Annotated in this window: 26 protein-coding genes; 10 read left to right on the top strand and 16 right to left on the bottom strand. The window is 67.1% G+C overall.

What is annotated here, in order from left to right; translation table 11 throughout:
* Nucleotides 1-28: 28 nt before the first annotated feature.
* The 6 genes from DFO63_RS19200 to DFO63_RS19175 all read right to left on the bottom strand — a co-directional run bounded on the left by DFO63_RS19200 (nucleotide 29) and on the right by DFO63_RS19175 (nucleotide 5,518).
* On the bottom strand, nucleotides 29-664 hold the full coding sequence (locus DFO63_RS19200; protein WP_005408842.1) for a glutathione S-transferase N-terminal domain-containing protein: 636 nt from the start codon (nucleotides 662-664) through the stop codon (nucleotides 29-31).
* A 134-nt stretch (nucleotides 665-798) separates the two neighbouring features.
* The gene (locus DFO63_RS19195) at nucleotides 799-1,548 is read right to left on the bottom strand and encodes a cytochrome c1 (protein ID WP_014036596.1); all 750 of its coding nucleotides are present in this window, start codon (nucleotides 1,546-1,548) and stop codon (nucleotides 799-801) included.
* A complete protein-coding gene (locus DFO63_RS19190; protein ID WP_005415946.1) occupies nucleotides 1,541-2,800 on the bottom strand; it encodes a cytochrome bc complex cytochrome b subunit in 1,260 nt (419 codons plus the stop codon). Before DFO63_RS19190 ends, DFO63_RS19195 begins: the two co-directional genes overlap by 8 nt.
* A complete protein-coding gene (gene petA, locus DFO63_RS19185; protein ID WP_004151998.1) occupies nucleotides 2,800-3,420 on the bottom strand; it encodes a ubiquinol-cytochrome c reductase iron-sulfur subunit in 621 nt (206 codons plus the stop codon). Before petA ends, DFO63_RS19190 begins: the two co-directional genes overlap by 1 nt.
* Before the next feature lie 159 nt (nucleotides 3,421-3,579).
* Nucleotides 3,580-4,503 carry a lytic transglycosylase domain-containing protein gene (locus tag DFO63_RS19180; protein WP_049446102.1) on the bottom strand — a complete coding sequence of 308 codons (924 nt, stop codon included), beginning with the start codon at nucleotides 4,501-4,503 and terminating at the stop codon, nucleotides 3,580-3,582.
* Nucleotides 4,504-4,549: 46 nt separating this feature from the next.
* Nucleotides 4,550-5,518 (bottom strand): WYL domain-containing protein, encoded by a 969-nt coding sequence (locus tag DFO63_RS19175; RefSeq protein WP_119007603.1) that lies wholly within the window; start codon nucleotides 5,516-5,518, stop codon nucleotides 4,550-4,552.
* Between the two features lie 80 nt (nucleotides 5,519-5,598).
* On the opposite strand from DFO63_RS19175, the gene DFO63_RS19170 reads away from it, so the two are divergent.
* Complete coding sequence (locus DFO63_RS19170) at nucleotides 5,599-6,219, top strand: glutathione S-transferase family protein (protein WP_012510589.1); 621 nt, start codon at nucleotides 5,599-5,601, stop codon at nucleotides 6,217-6,219.
* Nucleotides 6,220-6,325: 106 nt separating this feature from the next.
* Nucleotides 6,326-7,744: a tRNA (N6-isopentenyl adenosine(37)-C2)-methylthiotransferase MiaB gene (gene miaB, locus DFO63_RS19165; RefSeq protein ID WP_049446107.1), complete on the top strand. Its 1,419-nt coding sequence runs from the start codon at nucleotides 6,326-6,328 to the stop codon at nucleotides 7,742-7,744.
* Between the two features lie 42 nt (nucleotides 7,745-7,786).
* On the opposite strand, the gene DFO63_RS19160 is transcribed toward miaB, so the two are convergent.
* From DFO63_RS19160 to DFO63_RS19150, 3 genes are all read right to left on the bottom strand, one after another.
* Nucleotides 7,787-8,899, bottom strand: coding sequence for an ABC transporter permease (locus DFO63_RS19160; protein ID WP_049446108.1), 1,113 nt, complete (start codon nucleotides 8,897-8,899; stop codon nucleotides 7,787-7,789).
* Nucleotides 8,896-9,774, bottom strand: a complete 879-nt coding sequence (locus DFO63_RS19155) for an ABC transporter ATP-binding protein (RefSeq protein WP_119007602.1) — start codon at nucleotides 9,772-9,774, stop codon at nucleotides 8,896-8,898. The genes DFO63_RS19160 and DFO63_RS19155 overlap by 4 nt, the downstream gene beginning before the upstream one ends.
* A gap of 65 nt (nucleotides 9,775-9,839) precedes the next feature.
* Nucleotides 9,840-10,796: an HlyD family efflux transporter periplasmic adaptor subunit gene (locus DFO63_RS19150; protein WP_049446112.1), complete on the bottom strand. Its 957-nt coding sequence runs from the start codon at nucleotides 10,794-10,796 to the stop codon at nucleotides 9,840-9,842.
* 483 nt (nucleotides 10,797-11,279) lie between these two features.
* Between DFO63_RS19150 and DFO63_RS19145 the strand changes: the two genes are divergently transcribed.
* From DFO63_RS19145 to DFO63_RS19115, 7 genes are all read left to right on the top strand, one after another.
* Nucleotides 11,280-12,266, top strand: coding sequence for a PhoH family protein (locus DFO63_RS19145; RefSeq protein WP_049446114.1), 987 nt, complete (start codon nucleotides 11,280-11,282; stop codon nucleotides 12,264-12,266).
* Nucleotides 12,263-12,748: an rRNA maturation RNase YbeY gene (gene ybeY / locus DFO63_RS19140; protein ID WP_101765223.1), complete on the top strand. Its 486-nt coding sequence runs from the start codon at nucleotides 12,263-12,265 to the stop codon at nucleotides 12,746-12,748. The genes DFO63_RS19145 and ybeY overlap by 4 nt, the downstream gene beginning before the upstream one ends.
* 77 nt (nucleotides 12,749-12,825) lie before the next feature.
* Nucleotides 12,826-13,401 carry a hypothetical protein gene (locus DFO63_RS19135; RefSeq protein WP_246864188.1) on the top strand — a complete coding sequence of 192 codons (576 nt, stop codon included), beginning with the start codon at nucleotides 12,826-12,828 and terminating at the stop codon, nucleotides 13,399-13,401.
* Between the two features lie 77 nt (nucleotides 13,402-13,478).
* Nucleotides 13,479-14,045, top strand: a complete 567-nt coding sequence (locus DFO63_RS19130) for a hypothetical protein (RefSeq protein ID WP_119007600.1) — start codon at nucleotides 13,479-13,481, stop codon at nucleotides 14,043-14,045.
* Nucleotides 14,046-14,109: 64 nt separating this feature from the next.
* The gene (locus tag DFO63_RS19125) at nucleotides 14,110-14,991 is read left to right on the top strand and encodes a transporter associated domain-containing protein (protein ID WP_014036584.1); all 882 of its coding nucleotides are present in this window, start codon (nucleotides 14,110-14,112) and stop codon (nucleotides 14,989-14,991) included.
* On the top strand, nucleotides 14,988-16,256 hold the full coding sequence (locus DFO63_RS19120) for a DUF4105 domain-containing protein (protein WP_119007599.1): 1,269 nt from the start codon (nucleotides 14,988-14,990) through the stop codon (nucleotides 16,254-16,256). Before DFO63_RS19125 ends, DFO63_RS19120 begins: the two co-directional genes overlap by 4 nt.
* A 6-nt stretch (nucleotides 16,257-16,262) precedes the next feature.
* On the top strand, nucleotides 16,263-17,285 hold the full coding sequence (locus DFO63_RS19115) for a magnesium and cobalt transport protein CorA (protein WP_101765219.1): 1,023 nt from the start codon (nucleotides 16,263-16,265) through the stop codon (nucleotides 17,283-17,285).
* 141 nt (nucleotides 17,286-17,426) lie between these two features.
* On the opposite strand, the gene DFO63_RS19110 is transcribed toward DFO63_RS19115, so the two are convergent.
* The 7 genes from DFO63_RS19110 to DFO63_RS19080 form a co-directional block, all read right to left on the bottom strand.
* Nucleotides 17,427-18,791: an NAD-dependent succinate-semialdehyde dehydrogenase gene (locus DFO63_RS19110; protein WP_101765218.1), complete on the bottom strand. Its 1,365-nt coding sequence runs from the start codon at nucleotides 18,789-18,791 to the stop codon at nucleotides 17,427-17,429.
* Between the two features lie 83 nt (nucleotides 18,792-18,874).
* Nucleotides 18,875-19,717 (bottom strand): ABC transporter permease subunit, encoded by an 843-nt coding sequence (locus DFO63_RS19105; protein WP_049446123.1) that lies wholly within the window; start codon nucleotides 19,715-19,717, stop codon nucleotides 18,875-18,877.
* The gene (locus DFO63_RS19100) at nucleotides 19,714-20,646 is read right to left on the bottom strand and encodes an ABC transporter permease subunit (protein ID WP_049399899.1); all 933 of its coding nucleotides are present in this window, start codon (nucleotides 20,644-20,646) and stop codon (nucleotides 19,714-19,716) included. The genes DFO63_RS19105 and DFO63_RS19100 overlap by 4 nt, the downstream gene beginning before the upstream one ends.
* Nucleotides 20,643-21,779, bottom strand: coding sequence for a polyamine ABC transporter ATP-binding protein (gene potA, locus DFO63_RS19095; RefSeq protein WP_119007598.1), 1,137 nt, complete (start codon nucleotides 21,777-21,779; stop codon nucleotides 20,643-20,645). The genes DFO63_RS19100 and potA overlap by 4 nt, the downstream gene beginning before the upstream one ends.
* Nucleotides 21,780-21,968: 189 nt before the next feature.
* The gene (locus DFO63_RS19090) at nucleotides 21,969-23,078 is read right to left on the bottom strand and encodes a polyamine ABC transporter substrate-binding protein (RefSeq protein ID WP_119007597.1); all 1,110 of its coding nucleotides are present in this window, start codon (nucleotides 23,076-23,078) and stop codon (nucleotides 21,969-21,971) included.
* A gap of 91 nt (nucleotides 23,079-23,169) precedes the next feature.
* The gene (locus DFO63_RS19085) at nucleotides 23,170-24,567 is read right to left on the bottom strand and encodes a glutamine synthetase family protein (RefSeq protein ID WP_014036577.1); all 1,398 of its coding nucleotides are present in this window, start codon (nucleotides 24,565-24,567) and stop codon (nucleotides 23,170-23,172) included.
* Nucleotides 24,564-25,325 (bottom strand): gamma-glutamyl-gamma-aminobutyrate hydrolase family protein, encoded by a 762-nt coding sequence (locus DFO63_RS19080; RefSeq protein WP_049446129.1) that lies wholly within the window; start codon nucleotides 25,323-25,325, stop codon nucleotides 24,564-24,566. The genes DFO63_RS19085 and DFO63_RS19080 overlap by 4 nt, the downstream gene beginning before the upstream one ends.
* Before the next feature lie 161 nt (nucleotides 25,326-25,486).
* Here DFO63_RS19080 and DFO63_RS19075 point away from each other — a divergent pair, with 161 nt between their 5' ends.
* A complete protein-coding gene (locus DFO63_RS19075) occupies nucleotides 25,487-26,764 on the top strand; it encodes an FAD-binding oxidoreductase (RefSeq protein WP_049446131.1) in 1,278 nt (425 codons plus the stop codon).
* Nucleotides 26,765-26,839 lie beyond the last annotated feature (75 nt).

The raw sequence follows: 26,839 nt of genomic DNA, 5'->3' as shown, positions 1-26,839 counted from the left end.
GCGTGCAGACGGGTTACGCAAGGTCGGATCAGACCGGCAGATCGCGCAGCTTCTTTTCCTGGTCGGTCAGGCTGCGGACGAAACCCGGGTGGCGGAAGATGCGGTTGCCATAGTCCTCGATCGCCTTGCCGTCCTTCGGCAGCGGCACGTCCAGCGACTGCAGGCGCCAGATGATCGGTGCCATCGCGCAGTCGGCCAGGCTCATTTCCGGATTGAGGAAGAACTTGCTGGCCTTGAACAGCGGCAGCGAGGCGGTCAGCAGTTCCTTCAGGCGCTTGCGGCCGGCCTCGGCCTGGGTCTTGTTGCCCAGCTGGATGGCCTGCACCTGCGGTACCCAGTCGTGCTCGATGCGCAGCATGGCCAGGCGGATGCGCGCACGCGAGAGCGGATCGACCGGCATCAGCGGCGGATGCGGATAGCGTTCGTCCAGGTATTCGCTGACCACCGACGCGGCGTACAGCACCAGCTCGCGCTCGACCAGGGTCGGAACCGAGTGGTACGGATTGAGGTCGATCAGGTCTTCAGGCGGGTTCTGCGGATCGACCGGAACGAAGTCGAAGGTGACCCCCTTGGCCGCCAGCACCAGGCGTACCCGGTGGCACAGTACGTCGTCGTTCGAGGAAAACAGCGTCAGTGTATTGCGCATGCGTACGCTCGCCGCCATCAAAGGCTCTCCCACGACAGGAGACCGCCTGCCGCATCGGCGCCGCCGGCACCGTGCCAGCGGTCGACTCCTCCCCGAGTGTGCAACCGACCATCACAAAAGCCAATAGGCCCGTGCGATGGCCGGCGGCAGAATCAGTGAACGTCCTTCCAGTATTCCTTCTTCAACAGGTACAGCAGGAAGGTCAACAGGGCCAGGAACAGGATCACCCAGACGCCCAGCTGCTGGCGCTTGAGTGCGGACGGTTCGCCGGCGTATTCGAGGAAGTTGGTGATGTCCCGCACGGCCTGGTCGTACTGGCCGGCATCCACCGAACCGGGCGTTTCGATGCGCAGGCCGGTCACCGGCGGGTCCATGCCGGGGGCCTCGGGCTTGCCATGCACGGCATGCTGCAGGCCCTGCATCTCCCACAACGGGTTGGGCATGGAGGCATTGGCGAACAACGCGTTGTTCCAGCCCAGGGGCCGGCTGCTGTCCAGGTAGAACGACTTGAGATAGGTGTAGACCCAGTCGCTGCCTCGTACCCGCGCGATCAGGCTGAGGTCCGGCGGCATCTTGCCGAACCACTTCTCGGCGTTCTCCTTGGGCATCGCCACCGGGATCGGGTCGCCGATCGCCGAGCCGGTGAAGTTGAGGTTGTTCATCACCTCTTCTTCGGTCAGGCCCAGGTCCTGCGCCATCCGCGAATAGCGCAGGTACTTCAGCGCATGGCAGCCGGAGCAGTAGTTCATGTACAGCTGCGCCCCGCGCTGCAGCGAGGCGCGGTCACCGAGGTCGTTGCCGGCCTGCAGCAGCTTGGTGCCGCCCTCGGCGGCGGAGGCCAGGAAACTGCCCAGCATCAGGGTGGCCGCCAGGGCCAGCCGGACCATCCAGCGCTCAGTCATGCGTGGTCACCCTCTCCGGTACCGGCTTGGTCTTGTCCAACCTTGTCCATAGCGGCATGGTGATGAAGAACGCGAAATACAGGAAGGTCAGCACCCGCCCGATGTAGGTCTCGTGCACGTCGGTGCCCGGGCCGGAACCAATCACGCCCAGCCACACGAAGCACACCGCCAGCACGCCCAGCATCACCTTCGAGATCCAGCCGCGGTAGCGCACCGACTTCACACGCGCCTTGTCCAGCCATGGCACCAGGAACAGGATCGCGATGGCCGAGAACATCACCAGCACGCCGCCCAGCTTGTTCGGCACCACGCGCAACATCGCGTAGTAAGGCGTGTAATACCAGACCGGCTTGATGTGCTCCGGCGTCACCAGGCGGTTGGCCTCGGTGAAGTTGTCATGCTCCAGGAACAGGCCGCCGAAACCGGGCGCGAAGAAGATGATGAAGGCGGCGATGATCAGCAGGAAGCCGGCGCCGACGCCATCCTTGAGCGTGTAGTACGGGTGGAACGGAATGCCATCGGCCGGGGCGTTCGGCGACCAGCGGTTGCCCTTCGGCCCCTTCTTGATCTCCACGCCATCCGGATTGTTCGACCCCACTTCGTGCAGCGCGCCCAGGTGCAGCACCACCAGCAACAGCAGCACCAGCGGCAGTGCGATGACGTGCAGCGCGAAGAAGCGATTGAGCGTGGCGTCACTGGGCAGGTAGTCGCCCATGATCCATTCGGTCAGGCCGTTGCCGATCACGGGTATCGCGCCGAACAGCGAGATGATCACCTTGGCGCCCCAGAACGACATCTGGCCCCACGGCAGCACGTAGCCCATGAAGGCTTCGGCCATCAGCACCAGGTAGATCAGCATGCCCAGGATCCACACCAGCTCGCGCGGTTTCTGGTAGCTGCCGTACAGCAGGCCGCGGAACATGTGCAGGTAGACCACGATGAAGAACAGCGAGGCCCCGGTGGAGTGCATGTAGCGGATCAGCCAGCCCCACTCCACATCACGCATGATGTATTCGATGGAGCCGAACGCCTCGGCGGCGTTGGTCTTGTAGTGCATCGTCAGGAAGATGCCGGTGACGATCTGGTTGACCAGCACCAGCAGCGCCAGCGAACCGAAGTAGTACCAGATGTTGAAGTTCTTCGGCGCGTAGTACTCGGTGACGTGCTTGCGGTAGACCGGCATCAGGCCCGGCGCGCGGGCGTTGACCCAGTCGGCCACGCCGCTGGCGGTACGAGCGAGGATATTGGCCATCAGGCTGCCCCCTGCGGATCGACACCGATGATGATGGTGTTGTCGTCCTGGTAGTGGTGCGCGGGCACCTTCAGGTTGATCGGCGCCGGCACGTCCTTGAAGACGCGGCCGGACATGTCGAAGCGCGACTTGTGGCAGGGGCAGAAGTAGCCGCCCTTCCACTGCGGGTCATAGGGTTCGGGCCGGATCTCGGCGACCATTTCCGGCGAGCAGCCCAGGTGCGTGCACAGGCCGACCAGCACCGAGATGTCCGGTTTGATCGAGCGCAGCTCGGGGTTCTGCTTCAGCACGTAGTCCGGCTGCTGGTCCTTCTCTCCGGACTCGGGGTCCTTGAGGCGGCCATCCAGCCCGTGCAGCGCATCGAGGATCGCCTTGGACCGCTTGACGATCCAGATCGGCTGGCCACGCCACTCCACGATCAGGCGTTGGCCTTCCTGCAGGGCGCTGATGTCGGCCACCACCGGTGCGCCGGCAAGCTTGGCACGGGCACTGGGGTTCCAGGATTTGATGAAAGGAACTGCGGTGAATCCGACGCCGACGGCGCCCACCACGGCTGTGGTGGCAGAAAGAAAACGCCGACGTCCGGTGTTGACTGGATCGTGTACCCCATCGTTGGCCATCCGGCACTCCGATATTGATTAGGTAGCTTTAAGGCTGCCAGCGGATCCGGTGGGGGCCAGAGCCGCATTGAATCATGGGCGAGTGTAGCGGAACCGTCGCGCGCCACACAACGCATTGCAACAACTTTAGATTGCGGGGTTGCCGGCCAGCGGCCGGCACTACTGATGCGTCAATGCGGTGCGGTAACGCTCGGCCAGCTGCCCGACCCGGCGCACGTAGTACTGGGTCTCGCTGTAGGGCGGCACGCCACCGTGGCGGTCGACCGCGCCTTCGCCGGCGTTGTAGCCGGCGGCAGCCAGGGTCAGGTCGCCATTGAAGCGTTTCAGCAACCACGCAAGATACTGCACGCCACCGCGGATGTTCTGCCCGGCATCGTAGGAGTCGCTGACCCCGAAACGGGCCGCGGTCGGCGGCATCAGCTGCATCAGCCCCTGCGCGCCGGCGCGGCTGAGCGCGGTCGGGTTGTACGCCGACTCGGCGTGGATGATGGCGCGAACCACGGCTTCGTCGACGCCGAACTCGCGCGCGGCCGAGGAGATCTCGGTCTGGAACGCGGTGGTGTTCAAGCGCACCGAACCAAAGTCCACGCGCGGGTTGACGCCACAGGCGTAGCAGCGCTCCATGAAACTGTAGCGGATGGTGCGCACCGGGCCGAGGTTGGCCACCTGGGTCGGCCGCGCACTGGTGTAGTGGCGCACGCCATCCTTCATGAAGGAATAGACCTGGCCGCTGACCATGCGCCCGCTGCGCGAGGCGACCGGGGTCGCGGGTACGGCGGCTGGCGCAGCCGTCGGCGGGGGCACAGCCGCCGGTGCCGCAGCGCTGGCTGCCACCGCCACCGGGTTGCGCTCGATGCTGGCCACGGTGGTCGGCGCCGGCTTCGGCGCGGCCACCACCGGGCGCGGTGCCGGGCGGAGGTCGCGGCTGTAGCTGATGGCGCTGCAGCGGGCCCCGGCCACGCGCTTGCTGACGTAGCTGGTGACGCCGTCGGCGCCCTGGCACTTGAACAGGGTGCCCGCGCTGGCCGGCGCAGCGGTCAGCGCAGCGATGATGATCGCCGTTGTCCCCAGTATCCCCTTCATGCCGGCGAGTGTCCCAGCTTCGCCGGGGCTTGCCAAGCGACGCGGCTCAGCCTGTGACCGGCGGCACAGCCAGCACCTGCCCCAATCCGGCCAGGCGCTGTGCCAGTTCATCGCGCAGGCCCGGCGGCGTGGTCCACAACGCCACCGGCACCCGGTCCAGGCTGAGGATCTGCGCCAGCATCATGCCGCGGCTCTCGGCGCCCATGCGCAGCAGGCAATGGTCGGGCCCATCGGCCTCCAGCACACCACACCAGGGCGGGATGCGGCCTTCCAGTTCGGCACGGCTGCCGGCCAGGCGGACGATGGCCTGCAGCGCGAACGGGGCCTGGCTGACCGCCTGCCGCACCATCACGTCCGGCGGTGCGGGCGTACGGCGGTGCATGCCCGGCTCGGCGCATTCGCGCACCGCGCCCATCCGGTCCACGCGCAGGGTGCGCCAGTCCTGCCGGCCGAGGTCCCAGGCCAGCAGGTACCAGCGCCGCCCGCAATTGACCAGGTGCTGCGCCTCGACCTCGCGCTGGGTCACCGCTTCCTGGGCACTGCGATATTCGAAGGCCAGCCGTGACGCCTGCCGGCAGTGCTGGGCCAGCCGTCCGAGCAGGCGTGCGTCGGTGGACGGGAGGTCGGACAGGGTGGCCGTTGCCGCATGCACCTCGCCGGCCTGCTGGCGGCGACGGGTCGGCACCAGCGGGTCGAGCTTGGACAACAGGCCGCGTGCGGTGTCGTCGATGCCGGCGACGGTCGCCGAGGCCGCGCGCAGGGCGATGGCCAGGGTGGTCGCCTCCTCCTCATCCAGCAGCATCGGCAGCACCGGCGCCCCTGCCCCCAACTGGTAGCCGCCGCCAACCCCGGACGAGGCCTGGACCGGATAGCCCAGTTCGCGCAGGCGCTCGATGTCACGGCGGATGCTGCGCCGGTCCACGCCCATGCGCTCGGCGAGCTCGGCCCCCGACCACTGGCGGCGGGCCTGCAGCAGGGCGATCAGGCGCAGCAGTCGATGGGCGGTATGGCGCATGAAGGATCGAGGACAGAAGTCGTCCGCAATAGTGCCTCAGGATGGCCTCCAGTTCACCACCTACCGCAAGGAGCAATGCCATGACCTCACGCCAGATCACCCTGTACCACGCCGCCCGTTCGCGCTCGAGCGGCGCCGTGGCCCTGCTCGAAGCGCTGGGTGCGGACTACCGCATGCAGGTGCTGGACCTGAAGGCCGGCGCCAACCTGGCCCCGGCCTATCTGGCCATCAACCCGATGGGCAAGGTGCCGGCCATCGTCCACAACGGTGCGCTGGTGACCGAACAGGTGGCGATCTACCTGTACCTGGCCGACCTGTATCCAGAGGCCGGTCTGGCACCGCCGATCGGCGATGCCCTGCGCGGCCCCTACCTGCGCTGGATGGCCTTCTACGGCGCCTGTTTCGAGCCGGCGATGATCGACAAGGCGATGCACCGCGAGCCGCCGCCGCGCCTGATGTCGCCGTACAACGACGCCGAGACCGTGCTGCAGGTGATCGAGGCCCAGCTGGCGCAGGGCCCCTACCTGCTCGGCGAAACGATGAGCGCCGCCGACGTGCTGTGGGGCAATGCGCTGGCCTGGACAACGGCCTTCGGCCTGGTGCAGCCTGCGCCGGCCACGGCTGATTACATTGCACGGATGAGCGCGATGACCGCCTTCGACCGTTCGCGGCAGATCGATGCGGAGCTGGCGGCGGCGTAATCGCGTCGCGCCACCGCCGGGGCCGACCAACCACCGGCGGACGGCGGAAGGGCCGGGATGCGGGTAGAATTGCCCGCTTTCCCGCCACCCGAATGGATTAAGCGCCATGACCGGGACGCCAGACGTCTTTCCGCCCGCCACGCCGGGCGGTACCCCGCTCGTTGCCCTGCCCGCCGGTCCGCGCAAGCCCGACCAGGTGAAAGGCAAGCTGTACATCAAGACCCACGGTTGCCAGATGAACGAGTACGACTCGGCCAAGATGGCCGACGTGCTTGCCGCCAGCGATGGCCTGGAACTGACCGACAGCCCGGACGACGCCGACGTCATCCTGGTCAATACCTGCTCCATCCGCGAGAAGGCGCAGGAGAAGGTGTTCAGCCAGCTGGGCGTGTGGAAGGGCCTGAAGAACAAGGGCCGCGAGGTCATCATCGGCGTCGGCGGCTGCGTTGCCTCGCAGGAAGGTGAAGCGATCATCAAGCGCGCGCCGTTCGTGGACCTGGTATTCGGCCCGCAGACCCTGCACCGCCTGCCGGAGCTGATCCGTGCACGCCGCGAGCAGAAGCGCCCGCAGGTGGACATCAGCTTCCCCGAGATCGAGAAGTTCGACCGCCTGCCCGAGCCGCGTGCCGAAGGCGCTTCGGCGTTCGTGTCGATCATGGAAGGCTGTTCCAAGTACTGCTCGTTCTGCGTGGTGCCCTACACCCGCGGCACCGAAGTCAGCCGCCCGTTCGAGGACGTGGTGGTGGAAGTGGCGCAGCTGGCCGCGCAGGGCGTGCGCGAGATCAACCTGCTCGGCCAGAACGTCAACGCCTATCGCGGGCCATATGGTGACGGCGAGTTTGCCGACCTCGGCCTGCTGATCCGCACCATCGCCGAGATCGATGGCGTCGGCCGCATCCGCTTCACCACCTCGCATCCGCTGGAGTTCAGCGATTCGCTGATCGACGCGTTCCGCGACGTGCCGCAGCTGGCCAACTTCCTGCACCTGCCGGTACAGGCTGGCAGCGACCGCGTGCTGTCGGCGATGAAGCGCGGCTACACCGCGCTGGAATTCAAGTCGAAGATCCGCAAGCTGCGCGCGGTGCGACCGGACATTTCGATCAGCTCGGACTTCATCGTCGGCTTCCCCGGCGAGACCGATGCCGATTTCGAGAAGACCATGAAGCTGATCGAGGACATCGGCTTCGACCACAGCTTCTCCTTCATCTATTCGCGTCGCCCGGGTACGCCGGCTGCGGACCTGGAGGACACGATCAGCGATGCGGAGAAGCACGCGCGCCTGTCGCGCCTGCAGGAGCGCATCAATGCATTCGCCGCCGGCATTTCCGAGAAGATGGTCGGCACCGTGCAGACCGTGCTGGTGGAAGGCCCCTCGCGGAAGAACCCGAACGAGCTGACCGGCAAGACCGAGAACATGCGTTCGGTGAACTTCCCGGCGCCGGCGCGGTTGATCGGCCAGTTCGTGGATGTGGTGATCACCGAAGCGCTGACCAATTCGCTGCGCGCACGGGTGGTGGCGGAATAAATCTTCGGGTCGGAGCCCCTGCGGGGATCCGACCCTCTGCCTTCAATCCAGCCGCTTGCGGAAGCGCAGGATCGCCAGGGTCATCATCACCACGATGAAGGCCAGCAGCGCCAGCGCGTCGTGCCACAGCTCCCACAGTGAGGCGCCGCGCAGCATGATGCCGCGCACCAGGCGCAGGAAGTGGGTCAGCGGCAGCACCTCGGCCAGCCACTGCACCGGCCGCGGCATGCCGGCGAACGGGAACATGAAGCCCGACAGCAGGATCGACGGCAGGAACAGGAACAGCGTCATCTGCATCGCCTGGAACTGCGAGCGCGCGCGCGTGGAGATCAGCAGGCCCAGCGCCAGGTTGGCCAGCACCAGCAGCACCGCGGCCAGGTAGATGTCCAGCAGGCTGCCGCGAATGGGTACCTGGAACAGCCAGGTGCCCAGCACCAGTACCAGCGTGGTCTGCAGCAGACCGATGGCCGCATAGGGCAGCACCTTGCCGACCATCAGTTCGCTGCGCGAGACCGGCGTGGCGATCAGCAGCTCCATGTTGCCGCGCTCGCGTTCGCGCACCACCGCTACCGCCGTGAACATCACCAGGGTCATGGTCAGGATCACCCCGATCAGGCCCGGCACGATGTTCACCGCCGAGCGCCGTTGCGGGTTGTAGAAGCTGATCACGCTGACCGGACCACTGGCGATGCTGCCTTCGCGCAGCGGACGCGTGTTGCTGGTCGGACGCGTATCCAGCGGCACCTGTGCCAGCTGGATCGCCGCGCTCTGCACCACGGTGTCGCTGCCATCGACCAGCACCTGCACCGCTTCGCGACCGTCGAAGCGGCGACGCTCGAAGTCGGCCGGCACCACGATGCCGACACTGATCTCGCCACGACGCAGCGCCTGCATCAGCTGGTCCGGCGTGTAGGCTTCGCTGCGCGGCGTGATCACGCCGGTGGCCACCATGTCCTGCACCAGCGCACGTGACGCCGCACTGTTGGCCTGGTCGGCGACACCGGCGTCGAGATGGCGCAGGTTGAGATTGATCGCGTAGCCGAACAGCAGCAGTTGCATCACCGGAATGCCGACGATCATCGCCAGCGTGATGCGGTCGCGGCGCAGCTGCCGCAGCTCCTTGAGCATGATCGCCCACAGCCGGCGCAGGTTCATGCCACCGGCTCCCGGCCACGGCCACGGGTGGCGGCCACGAATACGTCTTCCAGGTTCGGTGCGACGGCGTCGATCCTGGCCTGCGGATCGGCACTGGCCAGCGCTTGCCGCAATGCGGGCGTGTCGGCAGCCCCCTCGCTGCACAGCACGCGCAGCTGGGTGCCGATCTGCGCCACGCTCAGCACCCCGGGCAGTTCGGCCAGCGCGCGGCTGGCCTGGCGCGGCTGCGAGGATGTCACCTGCAGCGTGCGCCCCTGCAACCGCGCGCACAGCTCGGCCGGCGTGCCATCGGCCACCAGCGCGCCACGATCGAGGATCGCCAACCGGTGGCAGCGCTCGGCTTCGTCCATGTAGTGGGTCGATACCAGCACCGTGGTTCCGGCGTCGGCCAGCTCGAACAGGGCCTCCCAGAAATCGCGGCGCGATTCGGGATCGACCGCGCTGGTCGGCTCGTCCAGGAACAGCAGTTCGGGCGAATGCACCACGGCACCAGCCAGGGCCAGGCGCTGCTTCTGCCCACCACTGAGCGTACCGGCCAGCTGCGGCTGCCGGTCCTGCAGCCGGTACTGCTGCAGCAATGCGTCCACCCGTTGCCCGGCCTGCGCACACGGCGGGTCCTGGATGGCGGCGAGAAACTCCAGGTTTTCGCGCACCGACAGGTCTTCATACAAGGAGAAACGCTGGGTCATGTAGCCGATGCGCCGGCGCAATGCCTCTGCCTGCTCGGGCACGGCCAGGCCCAGCACCTCGATCTGCCCCGCGCTGGGCTCCAGCAGGCCGCACAGCATGCGGATGGTGGTCGACTTGCCGGACCCGTTCGGGCCGAGGAAGCCGTACACCTGCCCGCGCGGCACGGTCAGGTCGACGTTGTCCACGGCCAGAAGATCGCCGAAGCGACGCGTCAGCCCGCGTGCGTGGACCGCGATGTCCTCGCCGGTATTCAGAAGCGCACCTGCACCGGCAGCCCGGCCGGAAGCCTCTGCATGTCGGCGGCCGCGTCCACTTCGATCTCGGCCAGATAGCTCAGCCGTTCGACGTCATCCCCGGTCAGTGCGTAGTACGGGGTGAACGAGGGCTCGCTGCGGATCGAGCGCACGCGCCCCTTCAGCACGGTGCTGCCGCCTTCCAGCTGTATCTGCGCGGCCTGCCCGACCTTGACCTGCAGGCGCAGCGGCTGCGGCAGGTAGACACGCGCGTAGGGGCGTTCGCCGACCAGCATCACTGCCAGCGGCGCCCCGATCGGTGCCTGGTCACCCTGCCGGTAGGGCAAGGCATCGACCACGCCATCGCGCGGTGCGCGCAGCTGCAGCTTCTGCAGGTTGACGCCCTGCACTACCTGCTGCGCCTGTGCAGCGTCGGCGGCTGCCTGGCCCTGGGCGATGTCCTGCACGCGGCTGCCGTGCACCAGTTCCAGCCAGGCCTGCTCGGCGGCACGCACGCTGGCCTCGGCATTGCCGGCAGCCGCCCGTGCACGGTCCAGCTCGGCGGCGGCGATCAGGCGCTGGCGTGCCAGCGGCTGCACCCTGCGGTAGTAGGCACTGGCTTCGGCAGACTGCGCGCGCAACGCGGCCAGCTGCGCCTGGGCCTGCGCAATCTGTTCCTGGCGCGGGCCGATCTTCAGTTCTTCCAGCTGGGCCTGCGCGCGTACCGTGTCGGCCTGCGCTGCGGCGAACTGAGCGTCGCCGCGGGCAGGGTCGAGCTGCATCAGCACCGCCCCGGCCTTGACCTGCTGGCCCTCGCGCACGTCCACGGTGGCGATCACTTCGGCCGCCGGTGCCGGCACCGTGATCCGATCCCACTCCAGCGTGCCGAGTGCTGCAGGCGGTGCCTGCCCACACCCTGCCAGCAAGCCGATGCCCGCCAGTCCGATTCCACGCATCCCGTTGCCGATGCCCATGCCATCCCCTCCTGCCACGGCGCCACGGTGCCATGCGCCCCGTGCACCCTCAATGATTCCGATCAGCCCTGACGGTTTTTTCACCATCCGTTGGCAAGCCTTTTGCTGCAAGGCTCCGCACCACCTATCCACAGGTTGGTTCGGCATCATTCCACAACCGCTGTGGAAATCCGGCAGGACGTGGCGCTGTTGCCCGCACGGCAATGACACCTGCACTGCCATCACGATGAACGTCCCCCTGCAGGCCCCCCTGTGACAGTGCAGCTGCGGCGACAGGCAACCATGACGCTTTTTTCACCAGGACCTCATGAGCCTTGTGGCACAAGCATTGCCAAGGTCTATCCACAGGTTTCCGCGTACCCCGTCCACATCGGGTGTGGAAAACGCTGTATCGACCGTCTGCTGGCCGTGTGCCCCACGCGCGCGCTACCCTTATCCTCCCTGAATACACTGCGGTGGAAGGCTTCCGCCCCACCCCAAGCAATGAAAAGCATCGAGCATCGAGACTTCACCCTGTCGCCGGAAGACAACGAGCGGCTGGCCAACCTGTGCGGCCCCTTCGACGGCCACCTGCGCCAGATCGAGCTGAAGCTCGGTGTGGAGATCGCCAACCGTGGCTTCGTGTTCCGCATCAGCGGACCCAACGAAGCCATCATCGAGGCGCAGAAACTGGTTGAAGCGCTGTACGCCGAAGCCGGCGAGACCGTCTTCGACAACCATGCCATCCACCTGCGCCTGGCGCAGGCCAATGTCGAGCAGATCGCCGAGCGCTCCTACGAAGCGCAGGACGTGGCGATCAAGGTCAAGCGCGGCACGGTACGTGGCCGCGGCGCCAACCAGGGCCGCTACCTGCACCAGATCGCCACCCATGACATCAACTTCGGCATCGGCCCGGCCGGTACCGGCAAGACCTTCCTGGCCGTGGCCAGCGCGGTCGAAGCCCTGAACGAATCACGGGTGCAACGCCTGATCCTGGTGCGCCCGGCAGTGGAGGCCGGCGAGAAGCTGGGCTTCCTGCCCGGTGACCTGAGCCAGAAGGTCGACCCCTACCTGCGACCGCTGTACGACGCCCTTTACGAGATGATGGGCGTGGAGAAGGTGGTCAAGCTGCTGGAAAAGAACGTCATCGAAATCGCACCGCTGGCCTACATGCGTGGCCGCACGCTCAACGATGCCTTCGTGATCCTGGACGAAGCACAGAACACCACCATCGAGCAGATGAAGATGTTCCTGACCCGCCTCGGCTACGGCTCCACCGCCGTGGTCACCGGTGACCTGACCCAGACCGACCTGCCCAAGCACGTGAAGTCCGGCCTGCGCGATGCCATCGACGTGCTGCGCGAGGTCGAGGGCGTCAGCTTCACCTTCTTCGAATCCCGCGACGTGGTCCGTCATCCGCTGGTGGCGCGCATCGTCAGCGCCTACGACCGCCGCGACCTGCATCAGATCCAACCTGGAGCAACTCCATGACCCGTGGTCCCGTGCGACTGGACGTCGCCGTCAGTTATGCCTTGCCGCGCACCGGCCTGCCGGCGGCGGTGAGTTTCCGCAAGTGGGTGGCCGCTGCGCTGAAAGGCCGCATCCGCGAGGCCGACCTGGCCATCCGCGTGGTCGATGCCAAGGAAGGGCAGTCGCTGAATCGCCATTACCGCGGCAAGGACTACGCCACCAACGTGCTCAGCTTCCCGGCCGAAGTGCCCGAAGGCCTGCCCAAGGGCGTGAAGTTTCCGCTGCTGGGCGACCTGGTGATCTGCGCACCGGTGGTCGCCCGCGAGGCCAATGAACAGGGCAAGGCGCTCAACGCCCACTACGCGCACCTGACCGTGCACGGCGTGCTGCACCTGCTCGGCTGGGACCACGAGGACGACAAGGAAGCCGACGCGATGGAACAGCTGGAGCGCGAGATCCTGGCCGAGCTCGGCATCGCCGACCCCTACGCCGGCGAGCGCTGAAGCCCACGCACACCGGGTTCTTCACGGAGGACGACCCCATCGCGCTGCTGCCCGCACTCATCGCCGCTCTCCTGCAGGTGACCACTGCCCCGGGCATCGACCCCGACCGGGAACGACCGTCGCCGTTCCCGGCCAGCGACAGCGCCGCCGACATTGCCGCCAAGGTCGCGGAGATGCAGGCCTTCTTTGATGTCAGCCAACAGACGGCGCGCCAAGCGGTCGCCGGGGCGCAGCAGTACGCATTGATGGAACGTTTGAAAGCGCGCCACGCGGCACGCCTCGCCGGAATCTGGGTGGACAACGCGGCAGGTTGGAATGTCGTCGTTCGACTGACTGGCCCAGCACCCGCGGCCGATGAGACACATCCAGGGGCGGATGGCCCGCAACGCGTGCGCTACATCACCGGCGCTGCGCTGACGGAGGCCGAAATGCAGCACCGCCTTCATGCACAGCAAGGCTGGTTCGTGCCACAGCTGCCCGAGCTGATCGGCTATGGCCTGGACGTCATGACCGGTGAACTGGAGCTGGAACTCCGGGATACCGCAGGCGCACGCGCAACAGTGGCGGCCGTGCGCGACCACCTGCAGGCGCAACTGGGCTACCCGGTCAGGCTGCGCTGGCACCCAGCGGCATCGCACCTGCAATCCCGCTGACTGCATGGAGGCGCTCGCGATGGCTGACCGGGACCGGTACGATCACCGGCCTGCCTTCCGTTGCGGATCCCGTGCCCGTGCTGCGTATTGCCCTGCCCCTGCTGTTCGCCGCGTCCGCCCCGGCCGCTGCCCTGGACCTGCCGGCCCTGATTGAATGCCGTCAGGGCGTAGCCGATCACGCTGCGCTGGCGCCGCTGCTGGCTGATCCGTTGAAGGCCGTCGCCCAGGGCCTGCAGCCCCTGCCGCAGGGCAACCAGTTCATGAGCGAGTACCGGCTGGCCCAGCCGATCAGTGTGTTCGGCACCCGCACCGAACGGGTCGCCGTGGCCGGGTCCAGCGTCATGGCGATCCTCGACCAGGCCGATCCACGGCCGCTGGCCAAGCAGTTGGGGCTGGAGACCGGCTACGACCAGGATGGCAAGTTCATGGCCGGCCGCGAGCTGGTCAGTCGCGACGTGACCGACCCGAAGAGCGGCGAGGCCCAGATCGAGTCGATCATCCTCAGCGTCTCCACCGTGGCCTCCCATCCCGGCAAGACCCTGGCCGGCTGCACCTACAGCCTGGACCTGCCCGAGGAAGAAGCGCCCGCCCGGCCTGAACTGGCCCCGCCGCCGATCACCGGACCGGGCAGCGACGGTCACTGACAGGCCGCCACATCCTGCTAGACTGGGGCCAACGCCCGGCCTGCCGGGTGCCTTTTTTCCAGAGATGTCAGAAGACGACAGTAGTAGCTCCGCACAGGAGCCCAGTGAAAAGAAGCGCGGCTGGCTTGAACGCCTGACCTCCGCCTTCTCCGGCGAACCCCATACCCGCGACGAGCTGGTCGCTGTCCTGCACACCGCGCAGGAAGAGGGCCTGATCGCCGCCGATACCCTGAAGATGATGGAAGGCGCCATTTCGGTGGCCGAGCTGACCGTGGGCGACGTGATGATCTCGCGCTCGCAGATGGTCTCGCTGCCGGTCGAAGCGCCCTTCCTGGAACTGATGAAGCAGGTGGTCGAATCCGGCCATTCGCGCTTCCCGGTGCACGGCGAGAACAAGGACGACATCCTTGGCATCCTGCTGGCCAAGGACCTGCTGCGCGGCGTGGTCGCCGACAACGGCCCGGCCAACGTGCGCGAGCTGCTGCGCCCGGCGGTGCTGATCCCGGAGGCGAAGAAGCTCAACGTGCTGCTGAAGGAATTCCGCCTGTCGCGCAACCACATGGCCATCGTGGTCGACGAGTACGGCGGTGTCGCCGGCCTGGTCACCATCGAGGACGTGCTGGAACAGATCGTCGGCGAGATCGACGACGAGCATGACGAGGCCGAGGACCCGTCGGCGCAGATCGCCATCCAGTCCGACGGCCAGTACGTGGTCGACGCGCTGACCCCGATCGGCGACTTCAACGAACGCTTCGGCGCGACGTTCTCCGACGAGGACTACGACACCATCGGTGGCCTGGTCACCGAGGCCGTGGGCCACCTGCCGGAAGTCGGTGACGAACTGGCGCTGGACCGCTTCATGTTCCGCGTGGCCCGCGCCGATGCGCGCCGGGTCCAGGCCTTCCACGTGACCGTGCTGCCGCCGGACGCGCAGGACGACGCTTGAAGCGCGGTGGCCCCCTCCTGGCACTGCGCCTGACGCTGTGGCTGGCACTGTGCGTGCTGGCCACCGCCCTGCCGCTGGCCGCCTTCGCGCAGCCGGCGGCAGCCACACCCACGCCCGCTGCACCCGCCGCCATCGCCGAGGCCCCCGCCCCGCGCATCGGCGTGGTGACCATGCAGCCGGGCACGGTGTTCTTCGAGCGCTTCGGCCACGACGCCATCGTCGTGATCGATCCGGTCAGCGGCGAAGCGACCTCGTACAACTTCGGCTACTTCGACCCGTCCGAGGACGATTTCATCAGCCGCTTCGTGCGCGGCGACATGATGTATTACCTGGTGGCGCTGCCGCTGCAGCAGGACCTGTCGTACTACGACGAGACCGGCCGTGGCGCCAGCGTGCAGTGGCTGGACCTGCGCCCGGACCAGGCACGTGCACTGGCCGCCGACCTGGCCGAGCGGGCCAAGCCGGAAAACGCGCGCTACCACTACGACTACTACACCGCCAACTGCGCCACGATGGTGCGCGACACGGTGGACAAGGCGCTGGGCGGTGGCCTGCAGTCGCAGCTGTCGGGGCGCTCGCGCGGCAATACCTACCGCAGTGAATCGGTGCGACTGGCATCGCCGGCGCCGTGGATGTGGCTGGGCTTCGATGTCGGCCTCGGGCCGTTCGCCGACCAGCCGCTGTCGCGCTGGCAGGAAGCCTTCGTGCCGATGCGCCTGGCCGACGCGCTGCGCCAGGCACGCAACAGCGACGGCCGGCCACTGGTGCAGTCCGAACAGGAACTGCTGCCGCACCGCATCGACCCGGAGCCGAAGGAGTTCGCGCGCCGCTGGTGGCCGTGGTTGCTGTGTGGCCTGGTAATCGCCGCCGGCATACTGGCGCTGCGCAGCCGGCCGCGCCTGCTGACCGGGCTGGCCCTGCCGTTCTGGCTGCTGTGCGCCATTGCCGGCAGCCTGCTGGTGTTCCTGTGGGGCTTCAGCACCCACTACGCCGCCTGGGCCAACCGCAACCTGCTGCTGCTTTCGCCGCTGGCCGTGCTGCTGCTGCCGGGTGCGATCAGCCTGCTGCGCCGGCGCGTGCCGGGCCGCATGTTCAGGGTCGTGCTGTGGCTGCTGGCGGTACAGGCCGTGGCCGCGCTGGTGCTGCACTGGCTGAGCCTGCAGGCGCAGTACAACGTGCAGTGGATCGTGCTGCTGCTGCCGGTGCATGTGGCGCTGGCGTGGGTACTGGGGCGCCATCCTCACTTGTCCGAAACACGGCACTGACGCACGATGGCGGGCATGTCATTGCCCGCCTCCGCTTCCGCCCCTGCTTCGGCCAACCCCGCCTGCGTCATCAACTGCGTCCACTACGATGACGAGGGCAAACGCCACGACATCAGCCTGGATGCCATCAGCGATGTCATTGCCAGTGGCAACGGCTTCGTCTGGGTAGGCCTGTACGACCCCAACGACGACGTGCTGCTGAAACTGCAGGAGGAATTCTGCCTGCACGACCTGGCCATCGAGGACGCGCGCAACGCGCACCAGCGTCCCAAGGTCGAGACCTACGGCAACTCGCTGTTCGTGGTGGTGACCACCGCACAGATGGTCGACGAACGCATCCAGTACGGCGAAACCCACGCCTTCCTCGGCCCGCGCTTCCTGGTGACGGTGCGCCACGGTGCCTCGCTGTCCTACGCCCCGGTGCGGGCACGGGTGGAACGCGAGCCGCAGCTGCTGAAGATGGGCCCGTCGTACTGCCTGTACGCGGTGACCGACTTCGTGGTCGACAACTACCTGCCGATCGTGCACCGCTTCCGCGACACTCTGGACCTGCTGGAAAAGGACATCTTCGCCGACAACTACAAGCGCAGCACGGTGGTGCGGCTGTACGAGCTCAAGCGCGAACTGAACAAGATGCGGATGGCGGTGGCGCCACTGCAGGATGTGCTGGCGCAGTTGCGCCGCTACCAGGGCGACCTGATCCCCGATGAAGTGAAACTCTACGTGCGCGACGTGCACGACCATGCGGTACGCATCAGCGATGTGATCGACACCCTGCGCGAGATGCTGGGCACCGCACTGAGCGTGAACCTGTCGCTGGTGACGCTCGCGCAGGGCGAGACGGTCAAGCGCCTGGGTGCGTGGGCCGCACTGCTGGCGGCGCCGACGCTGATCACCAGCTGGTACGGCATGAACTTCAGCCACATGCCCGAGCTGAGCGAGCCGTGGTCCTACCCGCTGATGATCATCGGCGTGGGCGGTGTGTGCGTGGGGCTGTACCGGTTGTTCAAGCGCGCGAAGTGGTTGTGAGGGGTATCGACCAACGGACGATACCCACCGGACCGGTAGGCCACGACCGTTGGTCGTGGCACATGACCCGCCTTGGGGTAGTGCCGGCGGCTGGCCGGCAACCAGGCAATGCCGGCCAGCGGCCGGCACTACCGTTCGGAATCAAGCCACGTAGACGGTCTTGATGTTCATGAACTCATGGATGCCGTGGTCGGCCAGCTCCCGACCAAAGCCGGACTGCTTGCTGCCACCGAACGGCAGCCGCGCGTCGCTCTTGACGATGGCGTTGACGAACGCGGCACCGCATTCCATGCGCTGGGCGAAACGTTCGCCGCGCACCGGATCGCGCGTCCACACGCTGCCGCCCAGGCCGAAGCGGGTGTCATTGGCCACGCGCAGTGCCTCGGCCTCATCCTTGACCCGGATCACCGCAGCGACAGGTCCGAACAGCTCCTCGTCGTAGGCCGGCATGCCCGGGCCGACCTGATCGAGCACGGTCGCCGGATAGCCCGCGTGCGTGCCGGCAATGGGCTCGCCGCCAACCAGAATGCGCGCGCCCTTGGCCACGCTGCCCTGCACCTGTTTGTGCAGCTCATCGCGCAGGTCCGCACGTGCCATCGGCGCCAGCGTGGTGCCACGTTCATTGGGATCGCCGTACTGACGCTCACCCGCGGCTTCAACGAAGCGCCGGGTGAACTCATCGGCCACCGCATCGACCACGATGAAGCGCTTGGCCGCGATGCAGGTCTGCCCGCTGTTGTCGAAGCGCGACTTCACCGCCGCCGCCACGGTCTTGTCGAGGTCGGCATCGTCGAGCACCACGAAGGCATCGCTGCCGCCCAGCTCCATCACCGATTTCTTCAGCTGGCCGCCGGCATTGGAAGCGATCGAGCGCCCTGCCCGCTCGCTGCCGGTCAGTGTCACCGCCTTCACCCGTGTGTCGCGCAGCACCTCGGCGGCCTGCTCGTTGTCGATGTGCAACACGTCGAACACGCCGTCGGGCAGGCCGCCATCACGGCACACCGCCAGGATCAGGTCGGCGCACTGCGGCACGTTGCTGGCGTGCTTGAGCAGGGCCACGTTGCCGGCCATGAACGCCGGCGCGAGGAAACGGAACACCTGCCAGATCGGGAAATTCCACGGCATCACCGCGAACACACAGCCGATCGGCTCGTAGCGCACATAGCTGCGCTGTGCTTCGGTATCGATCAGCTGCGGCTTCAGGTAGTCGGCAGCATGGTCGGCGTAGTACTCGCAGGCGGCCGCGCACTTGTCGACCTCGGCCAGCGCTTCGGCCTTGAGCTTGCCCATCTCATGGGTCATCGCCTGCTGCAGATCGTCACGGCGCGTGCGTAGTTGCGCGGCGATCCGGCGCAGGATGGCACCGCGATCCTGCAACGAGTGATCAGCCCAGCCGGGGAAGGCATCGGCAGCGGCCTGCAGGCGCTGCTCGATGTCGGCAGCACCCATCAGTTCATGGCGGTAGGTCACCAGGCCGGTGGCCGGGTCGACGATCTCGACGGTCATGGGGGATCTCCATCTGGAAGATCCCCATTGTGCGCGGTTGCCCGTGAGCCGGATGTTGCCGGCACTGTCGACAGGCCGTGTGCTCAGCCGTTTTCCTGCCGCGCCAGCTGAAGGTCGCGCTGGCGTCGCTTCTCGGCGCGGGCATTGATGTACCAGCCGATCACCGCGGCGATCGATACCGCCGACACCAGCAGCGTGGCCAGCGCATTGATCTTCGGGCTGATGCCCATGCGCACCGAGGCGAACACCTTCATCGGCAGCGTGGTCGAGCCCGGCGTGGCAACGAAGCTGGCCACCACCACGTCATCCAGCGACAGGGTGAACGCCAGCAGCCAGCCCGCCACCAGCGCCGGTGCGATGATCGGCAGGGTGATGCGGCCGAACACAGTCAACCGGCTGGCGCCCAGGTCCATCGCCGCCTCTTCCAGCGACAGGTCCATTTCCTGCAGCCGCGAGGACACCACCACGGTGACGAAGCACAGGGTGAAGGTGACGTGGGCGATCCAGATGGTGGTCAGGCCACGCGCCGGGAAGCCGGGAATCGCGCCCATCGAGGCCAGCAGCGCCATCAGCGAGAAGCCCAGGATCACATCCGGCATCACCAGCGGCGCGGTCACCAGCGCGCCGAACAGCGGCTTGCCACGGAAGCGCTTGAAGCGCGTCATCACCATCGCCGCCAGCGTGCCCAGCACGGTGGCCGTGCAGGCAGTCCAGAACGCCACCACCAGGCTGGTCCACATCGCATCCATCAGCGCGCGGTCGGCGAACAGGTCGCTGTAGGCACGGGTGGAGAACCCGGCCCAGACCATCGCCAGCCGCGAGCTGTTGAACGAATAGAACATCAACAGCAGGATCGGCAGGTACAGGAAGGCGAAGCCGAGCAGCAGCACGCCCAGCCCCAGGCCCTTGGCGGTACGCGGGCTCATGCCTGCTTCCCTTCCAGCAGGCGCTGCTGGGAACGGTTGAACAGCAGGATCGGCACCAGCAGCAACAGGATCATCGCCACCGCCATCGCCGAGGCGCCCGGCCAGTTGCGGTTGTTGAAGAACTCGTTCCACAGCTGGCGGCCCACCATCAGCGTCTCCGAGCCACCCAGCATTTCCGGGATCACGAATTCACCAATGGCCGGAATCATCACCAGCATGCAACCGGCGATGATGCCGGCCTTGGACAACGGCAGGGTGATGCGCAGGAACGCCTGCCACGGCTTGGCACCAAGGTCGTAGGCGGCTTCCAGCAGGCGGTGGTCATGCTTGACCAGGTTGGCGTACAGCGGCAGCACCATGAACGGCAGATAGCAGTAGACGATGCCGATATAGGCGGCGGTCGGGGTATCGATCAGCTGCAGCTTGGGCAGGCCCATGCTGGTCATCAGCGTCTGCAGGCCGGTGAACTGCAGGAACTGGTCGAGCAGGCCGTTGCGGTCCAGGATCGCCTTCCATGCATACACGCGGATCAGGAACGAGGTCCACGATGGCAGCACCACCAGCATCATCGCGACGTTGCGCGCGGCCGGCGACAGGCGGGCGATGGCATAGGCCATCGGGTAGCCGATCAGCAGGGTCAGGAAGGTCGAGATCGCCGCGATCTTGATCGAGCTCAGGAACGCCTGCGCATAGATCGAATCGCGGAACAGCGCCAGGTAGTTCTCCAGGTTCAGCTTCAGCGAGAAGCCGCCGTCGGCGTACTGCAGCAGCCAGGTGTACGGCGGCGAGCCGACCCGGCTGAGCGAGAAGCTGATCATCAGCACGATCAGGAACGGCACTGCGAAGAACAGCAGCAGCCACAGGTACGGAATGCCGATCACCGTGGCACGCAGCCCCGGCAGCCAGCGCTTCAGGCCGGCGACGCTCATGAGGTCAGCACCACGCCGTCGTTGTCGCGCCAGTGCACCCACACGCTGTCACCCCAGGTCAGGCCGTCGCTGGCCCAGCGCTGCGAGTTGGCGAAGTTGGCCAGCACCTTGGCGCCGCTGGGCAGGCGCACGTGGTAGACCGAGTGGCTGCCGAAGTAGGCGATGTCCTCGATCACGCCCTGTGCCTTGTTGGTGTGCCCTTCCGGCTCGTCCTTGCCGATCATCACCTTCTCCGGGCGCAGCGCGAACGCGACCGGCTGCCCTTCATAGCCGGTGATGCCATGGGCGATGTAGATCGGCGCCGGGAACAGCGGCGAGCGTACGGTCACGTACTCCGGCAGGTCCTCGTCGATCACCCCGTCGAACAGGTTGACCGAACCGATGAACTCGGCGACGAAGCGGTTGGCCGGCTGCTCGTAGACCTCATCCGGCTTGCCGACCTGCTGGATCCAGCCGGCATCCATCACCGCGATGCGGGTGGCCATGGTCATCGCTTCTTCCTGGTCGTGGGTGACCATCACGCAGGTCACGCCCGACGACTCGATGATGCTGACCAGTTCCAGCTGCATCTGCGAGCGCAGCTTCTTGTCCAGCGCGCCCATCGGCTCGTCCAGCAGCAGCAGCTTCGGCCCCTTGGCCAGCGACCGCGCCAGCGCCACGCGCTGCTGCTGGCCGCCGGACAGCTGGTGTGGCTTTCGCTTGCCCAGGTGGCCCATCTGCACCAGCTCCAGCATCTCGCCGACGCGCTTGCTGATCGCGTCCTTGCCCAGGCCATCCTGCTTCAGGCCGAAGGCGATGTTCTGCTCGACCGTCATGTGCGGGAACAGGGCGTAGGACTGGAACATCATGTTGACCGGCCGCTGGTACGGCGGCAGTGCGTCCAGGCGCTGGCCATCGAGGGTGATGCTGCCCTTGGTAGGCGTCTCGAAGCCGCCCAGGCAGCGCAGCAGGGTCGACTTGCCACTGCCGGAGCCACCGAGCAGGGCAAAGATCTCGCCCTTGCGCACGTCCAGGTTGACGTCGTCGACGGCGACGAAACCGTCGAATTCCTTGCGCAGGTCACGAATGGAGAGATAGCCGGGCGCACCGGTCGTTTCGACGACGGTGGCTACCGGCTGGGCTTCAACGGGCATGGGGGCTCCGGGAGCGGGCGGTGGACAGCGGCCGCCATTCTACCGGCCGGGGGCCGATGGGGATATGACGGCAACGGGTGGCACCCACCGGGCCAGGGGGATCTGCAGATCTGGTGGGGGCCGACCGTTGGTCGGCCCTGCCGGAAAAGCATGCCGACCAACGGTCGGCACCCACCTGCCAGCCAGCCCTTAGCGCCCGGTCTTCACCTCGGTCCACAGCCGGGTGTAGAGCTTGTCGGTCTCCGGCGTGTTGATCGAATAGGTGAACATCTTCTCGGCCACGTCGGCCGGCGGGTAGATGGTCGGGTCGGTACGGATCGCCTCATCCACCAGCGGGGTCGCGGTCGGCACCGGGTTGGCGTAATGGATGAAGTTGGTGTTGGCTGCGGCAACCTTCGGCTGCAGCAGGTAGTTGATGAAGGCGTAGGCCGCCTCCGGATGCTTGGCATCCTTCGGGATCGCCAGCATGTCGAACCACTGCGGTGCGCCTTCCTTCGGAATCGAATAGGCCACGTGCACGCCATTGCTGGCTTCCTCGGCGCGGTCGCGGGCCTGGATGATGTCACCCGACCAGCCGACCACCAGGCAGGTGCCGCCGTTGGCCAGCGAACCCACGTACTGCGAGGAGTGGAAGTTCTGCACGTACGGGCGGATCGACTTCAGCAGGTCGGCGGCCTTCTGCAGCTCGGCCGGGTCGCCACTGTGCGGGTCCAGACCCAGGTAATGCAGTGCGATCGGGATCATGTCCGCCGGCGTGTCCAGGATGGTCACGCCGCAGTCCTTCATCTTGCTGATGTTCTCCGGCTTGAACACCAGGTCCCAGCTGTTGGCGATGTCGGCGCTGCCGCCGAAGCGCTGCTTCAGCATGTCCACGTTGTAGCCGATGCCGGTGGTGCCGATCATGTACGGCACGCCGTACTGGTTGCCCGGGTCCTGGGTGGCGATGCGCTTCATCACCGCCGCATCGAGGTTGGCCAGGTTCGGGATCTTGCTCTTGTCCAGCGGCAGGAACACGCCGGCCTGGATCTGGCGGCCGAAGAAGTTCAGGGTCGGCACCACCACGTCATAGCCGCTGTTGCCGGCCAGCAGCTTGGTCTCGACCATCTCATCGCTGTCGAACACATCGTAGGTCACCTTGATCCCGCTCTCCTTCTCGAAGGTCGGAATGGTGTCCTCGGCGATGTAATCGCTGTAGTTGTAGACGTTCAGGACCTGGCTGTCCTGCGCGCCGCCGTTGCCACCGCTGCAGGCGGCGAGCATGGCGGAGGCCAGGCCGAGCGTGAGGATACGCAGCTTCATCGGGTGCTCCAGAATGCGGGAAGGGGGGCCGGCGGGGCCGGCGACGGGTGCCAGCCTACCCCCCGGCGGCGGATTTTTCTATTCCGGATGCTCAGACGTTCAGCAGCAGGAACTCGCGCTCCCACGAGCTGATGACGCGGAAAAAGGTCTCGTATTCCTTGCGCTTGACCGAGATGTAGGCCCGGCAGAAGCGCTCACCCAGCAGGGCCTGCAGCTCGCTGCACTGCTCCAGCCCGTCCAGCGCCTCGCCCAGCGAGCGCGGCAGGTTGTACCCCAGCTCTTTGGCACTGCCGGTCACCGGCGCATCCGGCGCCAGCCGCTCACGGATGCCGAGCAGGCCGCAGGCCAGGGTCGCGGCCATCGCCAGGTAGGGATTGGCATCGGACCCGGCGAAACGGCTCTCCACGCGCATGTTCTCCGGCGTATCCAGCGGCACGCGCAGGCCGCAAGTGCGGTTGTCGAAGCCCCAGTGGACGTTGCTCGGCGAGACTTCGCCGAACACCAGCCGGCGGTAGGAGTTCACGTTCGGCGCGAAGAACGCCATCGCCTGCGGTGCGTACTTCTGCAGGCCGCCCAGGTAGTGGCCGAACACCGGGCTGAACTCGCCCTCGGCATCGGTCTCGCCGGCGAACACGTTGCTGCCATCGCTCACCCGCACCAGGCTCTGGTGGATGTGCATGGCACTGCCGGGTTCGTTCTCCATCGGCTTGGCCAGGAACGTGGCATAGACACCGTGGCGCATCGCCGCCTCGCGCATGGTGCGCTTGAACAGGAACACCTGGTCGGCCAGGTCCATCGCATCGGCATGGGTGAAGTTGACTTCCAGCTGCGCCGCGCCGGATTCGTGGATCAGGGTGTCCACGTCCAGCTTCATCGCATCGGCGTAGTCGTACATCAGGTCGAGGATCGGGTCGAACTCGTTGACCGCATCGATCGAGTACGACTGCCGCGCGGTCTCCGGGCGCCCGGAGCGGCCGGCCGGTGGCAGCAGCGGGAAGTCCGGGTCGGTGTTCTTCTGCACCAGGAAGAACTCCAGCTCCGGCGCCACCACCGGGCGCAGGCCCAGTTCGGCATAGGCCGCCAGCACGCGGCGCAGCACGTTGCGCGGTGCCAGCTCATGCGGCTCGCCGTTCTTGGTGTAGCAATCGTGGATGACCTGCGCGGTGGCATCGGCCGCCCACGGCACCATCCGCACCGTATCCGGATCAGGGCGCAGCATCATGTCCGAGTCCGACGGCGAGGTCAGCTCGTAGTAGTCATCGGGAAACTCGCCGGTGACGGTGGTGGCGAAGATGCCTTCGGGCAGCCGCGTACCGTAGTCATGCGAGAACTTGTCGGCGGGAATGATCTTGCCGCGCGCGTTGCCGGTGATGTCCGGCACCAGGCATTCCACCTCGGTGATGCGCCGCTCCTTCAGCCAGCGCAGCAGCGTGCTTTCCTGCGGTGCGGGGGGCGTGGCCGTCTTGCGCGGGCGCGTTCGGGAACTCATCGGGAATCCAGTCGGTTCTGTTGGTGCTGCCGGCAAGCTTGGCCGAACGCACGGAAAATAGCGTGATAGAACGGCGCCTGCATGACACGCCACTCCGGGTGCCACTGTACGCCGAGCACGAAACCATGGTGCAGGCTGCGTGCCGCTTCGACCAGCCCATCGTCGGCCACGGCTTCCACCCGCAGCCCCTGCGCCAGGCGGGCGATACCCTGCCCGTGCACCGAATTGACCTGCGCGCGGCCACTGCCGTGCCACTGCGCCAGCCAGCCATCGGCGGCCAGGGTCACCGCATGGGCCGGCCCATACTGCACTTCCACCGGCGCCTGCGGGTCTTCGCGATGGTCGGCCAGGCCGGGCACCGCATGCACCTGCGGATGCAGGCTGCCACCCAGCGCGACGTTCAATTCCTGGAAACCGCGGCAGATCGCCAGCACCGGCAGATCCAGTGCCAGTGCCTCGTGCAGCAACGCAAAGGCATTGGCATCCCGGGCCGGGTCATGTGGATTGCCTGGCCAGCTGCGGCCACCCTCGTAGTGCTGCGGTTCGATATTGCTGACCGCGCCGGTCAGCAGCAGGCCATCCAGCCCCTGCAGCCAGTTGCCGGCCGGCAGCGGTGGCTGCAGGCTGGGCAACACCACCGGGGTCACCTCGGCCGCCTCGGCCAGCGCGCGAACGTACTTCTCGCCGGCCATCGCGAAACGGTGATGGCCGAGCACGGTGCTGTCGGTGGGCAGGCCCACCCAGGGCAGGCGGCGCATGGGAAAACTCCTTGGCGTGCCGCCACGTTACCCGTCGTCCGGCGAAGGCGGCAAGTCGGTGCCGTCACACCACAGCCGTCACGCATCGGCGAAACTAGCCAGGTGAACGCTGATCGACCTGCCCCGCTCCGTCCTCCTGCACTGCACCCGCGAGGCCTGCAGTGAGCGCCGCCTTCCCGCCCAGCTGGTACGCCGCCAGCCTTCCCGAGCCGGCCGCGCTGCCCCCTTTGCAGGGAGATGTGCAGGCCGATGTGGCGGTGCTCGGCGCCGGCTACACCGGCCTGACCGCCGCGCTGGAACTGGCCGCCCGTGGCCAGCGCGTGGTGCTGCTGGAAGCGCAGCGGATCGGCTGGGGCGCATCCGGCCGCAACGGCGGGCAGGCGCTGGTCGGCTATGGCTGCGAGGTGGACGAGCTGGAGCGCCAGCTCGGCCGTGATGATGCGCGCCACCTGTTCGACTGGTCGCGCGACGCGGTGCAGGCCATGCGTACGCGCATCGACCGCCATGGCATCGACTGCCATTGGGTGGAAGGCCATGCCAGCGTCGCCATCCGCGAACGCCATGAGCGCGACCTGCGTGCCAACTGCGAGCACCTGCAGCGCCACTACGACTACCCCATGCAGTGGTGGGACCGCGATGCACTGCGCGCGCAGCTGGACAGCCCGCGCTACCGCGCCGCGATGTTCGACCCACTCAGCGCGCACCTGCATCCACTGGCCTACGCGCGTGGGCTGGCCGATGCGGCGCGCGCGGCCGGCGTGGTGATCCACGAGCATTCGGCGGTAACCCGCGTGCAGCGTGGACCGCAGCCCACCCTGCACACCGCGCAGGGCAGCGTGCGCGCCGCACACCTGGTGGTCGCCGGCAATGCGTGGCTGCAGGGCCTGCTGCCCGAGCTGGAGCGGTGCATCATGCCGGTCGGCACCTATATCGGCGCCAGCGAGCCGCTTGGCGCCGAGCGCGCCCGTGCCCTGATCGGCAACAACATGGCCGTGGCCGACACCGCCTGGGCACTGGACTACTTCCGCCTCAGCCACGACCACCGGCTGCTGTTCGGCGGCCGCGCCAGCTATTCGGCACTGCCGCCGCCCGGTCTGCGCGGGGTGATGCAGCGGCGCATGCATGAGGTGTTTCCGCAGTTGGCTGACGTGGCGCTGGACCAGGTCTGGGGCGGCTATGTGGACATTACCCGCAACCGCGCCCCGCACTGGGGCCGGCTGGACCGCAACCTGTACTTCGCGCAGGGCTTCTCCGGCCATGGGGTGGCCGCCGCCGGGCTGGCCGGCGAGGTGATTGCCGCCGCCATCGCCGGGCAGAGCGAGCGCCTGGACGTGTTCCAGCGCCTGCGCCATGCGCCCTTCCCCGGCGGCCGGCTGCTGCGCACGCCGCTGCTGGTGGCGGCGATGTCCTGGTACAAGTTGCGGGATGCGTTGTGGTAGCCGAAGCCTTCCCGCCCCCATGACTTGATCCATGGCCGCTCTTTGTTTGCATAATCGGCTCAGGAGCTGGGGGAG

Source organism: Stenotrophomonas sp. AG209, assembly GCF_003550055.1.
Classification (GTDB): Bacteria; Pseudomonadota; Gammaproteobacteria; order Xanthomonadales; family Xanthomonadaceae; genus Stenotrophomonas.
The sequence above is the reverse complement of the archived record's forward strand: the minus strand, read 5'-3'. Positions and strand labels throughout refer to the sequence as shown.

What these genes read in the sequence shown, in the direction of transcription:
- potA (WP_119007598.1), bottom strand. Translation starts at nt 21,779, where the DNA reads ATGCCCGTTGAAGCCCAGCCGGTAGCCACCGTCGTCGAAACGACCGGT.
- DFO63_RS19100 (WP_049399899.1), bottom strand. Translation starts at nt 20,646, where the DNA reads ATGAGCGTCGCCGGCCTGAAGCGCTGGCTGCCGGGGCTGCGTGCCACG.
- miaB (WP_049446107.1), top strand. Translation starts at nt 6,326, where the DNA reads ATGACCGGGACGCCAGACGTCTTTCCGCCCGCCACGCCGGGCGGTACC.
- DFO63_RS19150 (WP_049446112.1), bottom strand. Translation starts at nt 10,796, where the DNA reads ATGGGCATCGGCAACGGGATGCGTGGAATCGGACTGGCGGGCATCGGC.
- DFO63_RS19190 (WP_005415946.1), bottom strand. Translation starts at nt 2,800, where the DNA reads ATGGCCAATATCCTCGCTCGTACCGCCAGCGGCGTGGCCGACTGGGTC.
- DFO63_RS19145 (WP_049446114.1), top strand. Translation starts at nt 11,280, where the DNA reads ATGAAAAGCATCGAGCATCGAGACTTCACCCTGTCGCCGGAAGACAAC.
- DFO63_RS19160 (WP_049446108.1), bottom strand. Translation starts at nt 8,899, where the DNA reads ATGAACCTGCGCCGGCTGTGGGCGATCATGCTCAAGGAGCTGCGGCAG.
- DFO63_RS19115 (WP_101765219.1), top strand. Translation starts at nt 16,263, where the DNA reads ATGGCGGGCATGTCATTGCCCGCCTCCGCTTCCGCCCCTGCTTCGGCC.
- DFO63_RS19090 (WP_119007597.1), bottom strand. Translation starts at nt 23,078, where the DNA reads ATGAAGCTGCGTATCCTCACGCTCGGCCTGGCCTCCGCCATGCTCGCC.
- DFO63_RS19175 (WP_119007603.1), bottom strand. Translation starts at nt 5,518, where the DNA reads ATGCGCCATACCGCCCATCGACTGCTGCGCCTGATCGCCCTGCTGCAG.
- DFO63_RS19200 (WP_005408842.1), bottom strand. Translation starts at nt 664, where the DNA reads ATGGCGGCGAGCGTACGCATGCGCAATACACTGACGCTGTTTTCCTCG.
- DFO63_RS19110 (WP_101765218.1), bottom strand. Translation starts at nt 18,791, where the DNA reads ATGACCGTCGAGATCGTCGACCCGGCCACCGGCCTGGTGACCTACCGC.
- DFO63_RS19085 (WP_014036577.1), bottom strand. Translation starts at nt 24,567, where the DNA reads ATGAGTTCCCGAACGCGCCCGCGCAAGACGGCCACGCCCCCCGCACCG.
- DFO63_RS19180 (WP_049446102.1), bottom strand. Translation starts at nt 4,503, where the DNA reads ATGAAGGGGATACTGGGGACAACGGCGATCATCATCGCTGCGCTGACC.
- DFO63_RS19105 (WP_049446123.1), bottom strand. Translation starts at nt 19,717, where the DNA reads ATGAGCCCGCGTACCGCCAAGGGCCTGGGGCTGGGCGTGCTGCTGCTC.
- petA (WP_004151998.1), bottom strand. Translation starts at nt 3,420, where the DNA reads ATGGCCAACGATGGGGTACACGATCCAGTCAACACCGGACGTCGGCGT.
- ybeY (WP_101765223.1), top strand. Translation starts at nt 12,263, where the DNA reads ATGACCCGTGGTCCCGTGCGACTGGACGTCGCCGTCAGTTATGCCTTG.
- DFO63_RS19125 (WP_014036584.1), top strand. Translation starts at nt 14,110, where the DNA reads ATGTCAGAAGACGACAGTAGTAGCTCCGCACAGGAGCCCAGTGAAAAG.
- DFO63_RS19080 (WP_049446129.1), bottom strand. Translation starts at nt 25,325, where the DNA reads ATGCGCCGCCTGCCCTGGGTGGGCCTGCCCACCGACAGCACCGTGCTC.
- DFO63_RS19170 (WP_012510589.1), top strand. Translation starts at nt 5,599, where the DNA reads ATGACCTCACGCCAGATCACCCTGTACCACGCCGCCCGTTCGCGCTCG.
- DFO63_RS19195 (WP_014036596.1), bottom strand. Translation starts at nt 1,548, where the DNA reads ATGACTGAGCGCTGGATGGTCCGGCTGGCCCTGGCGGCCACCCTGATG.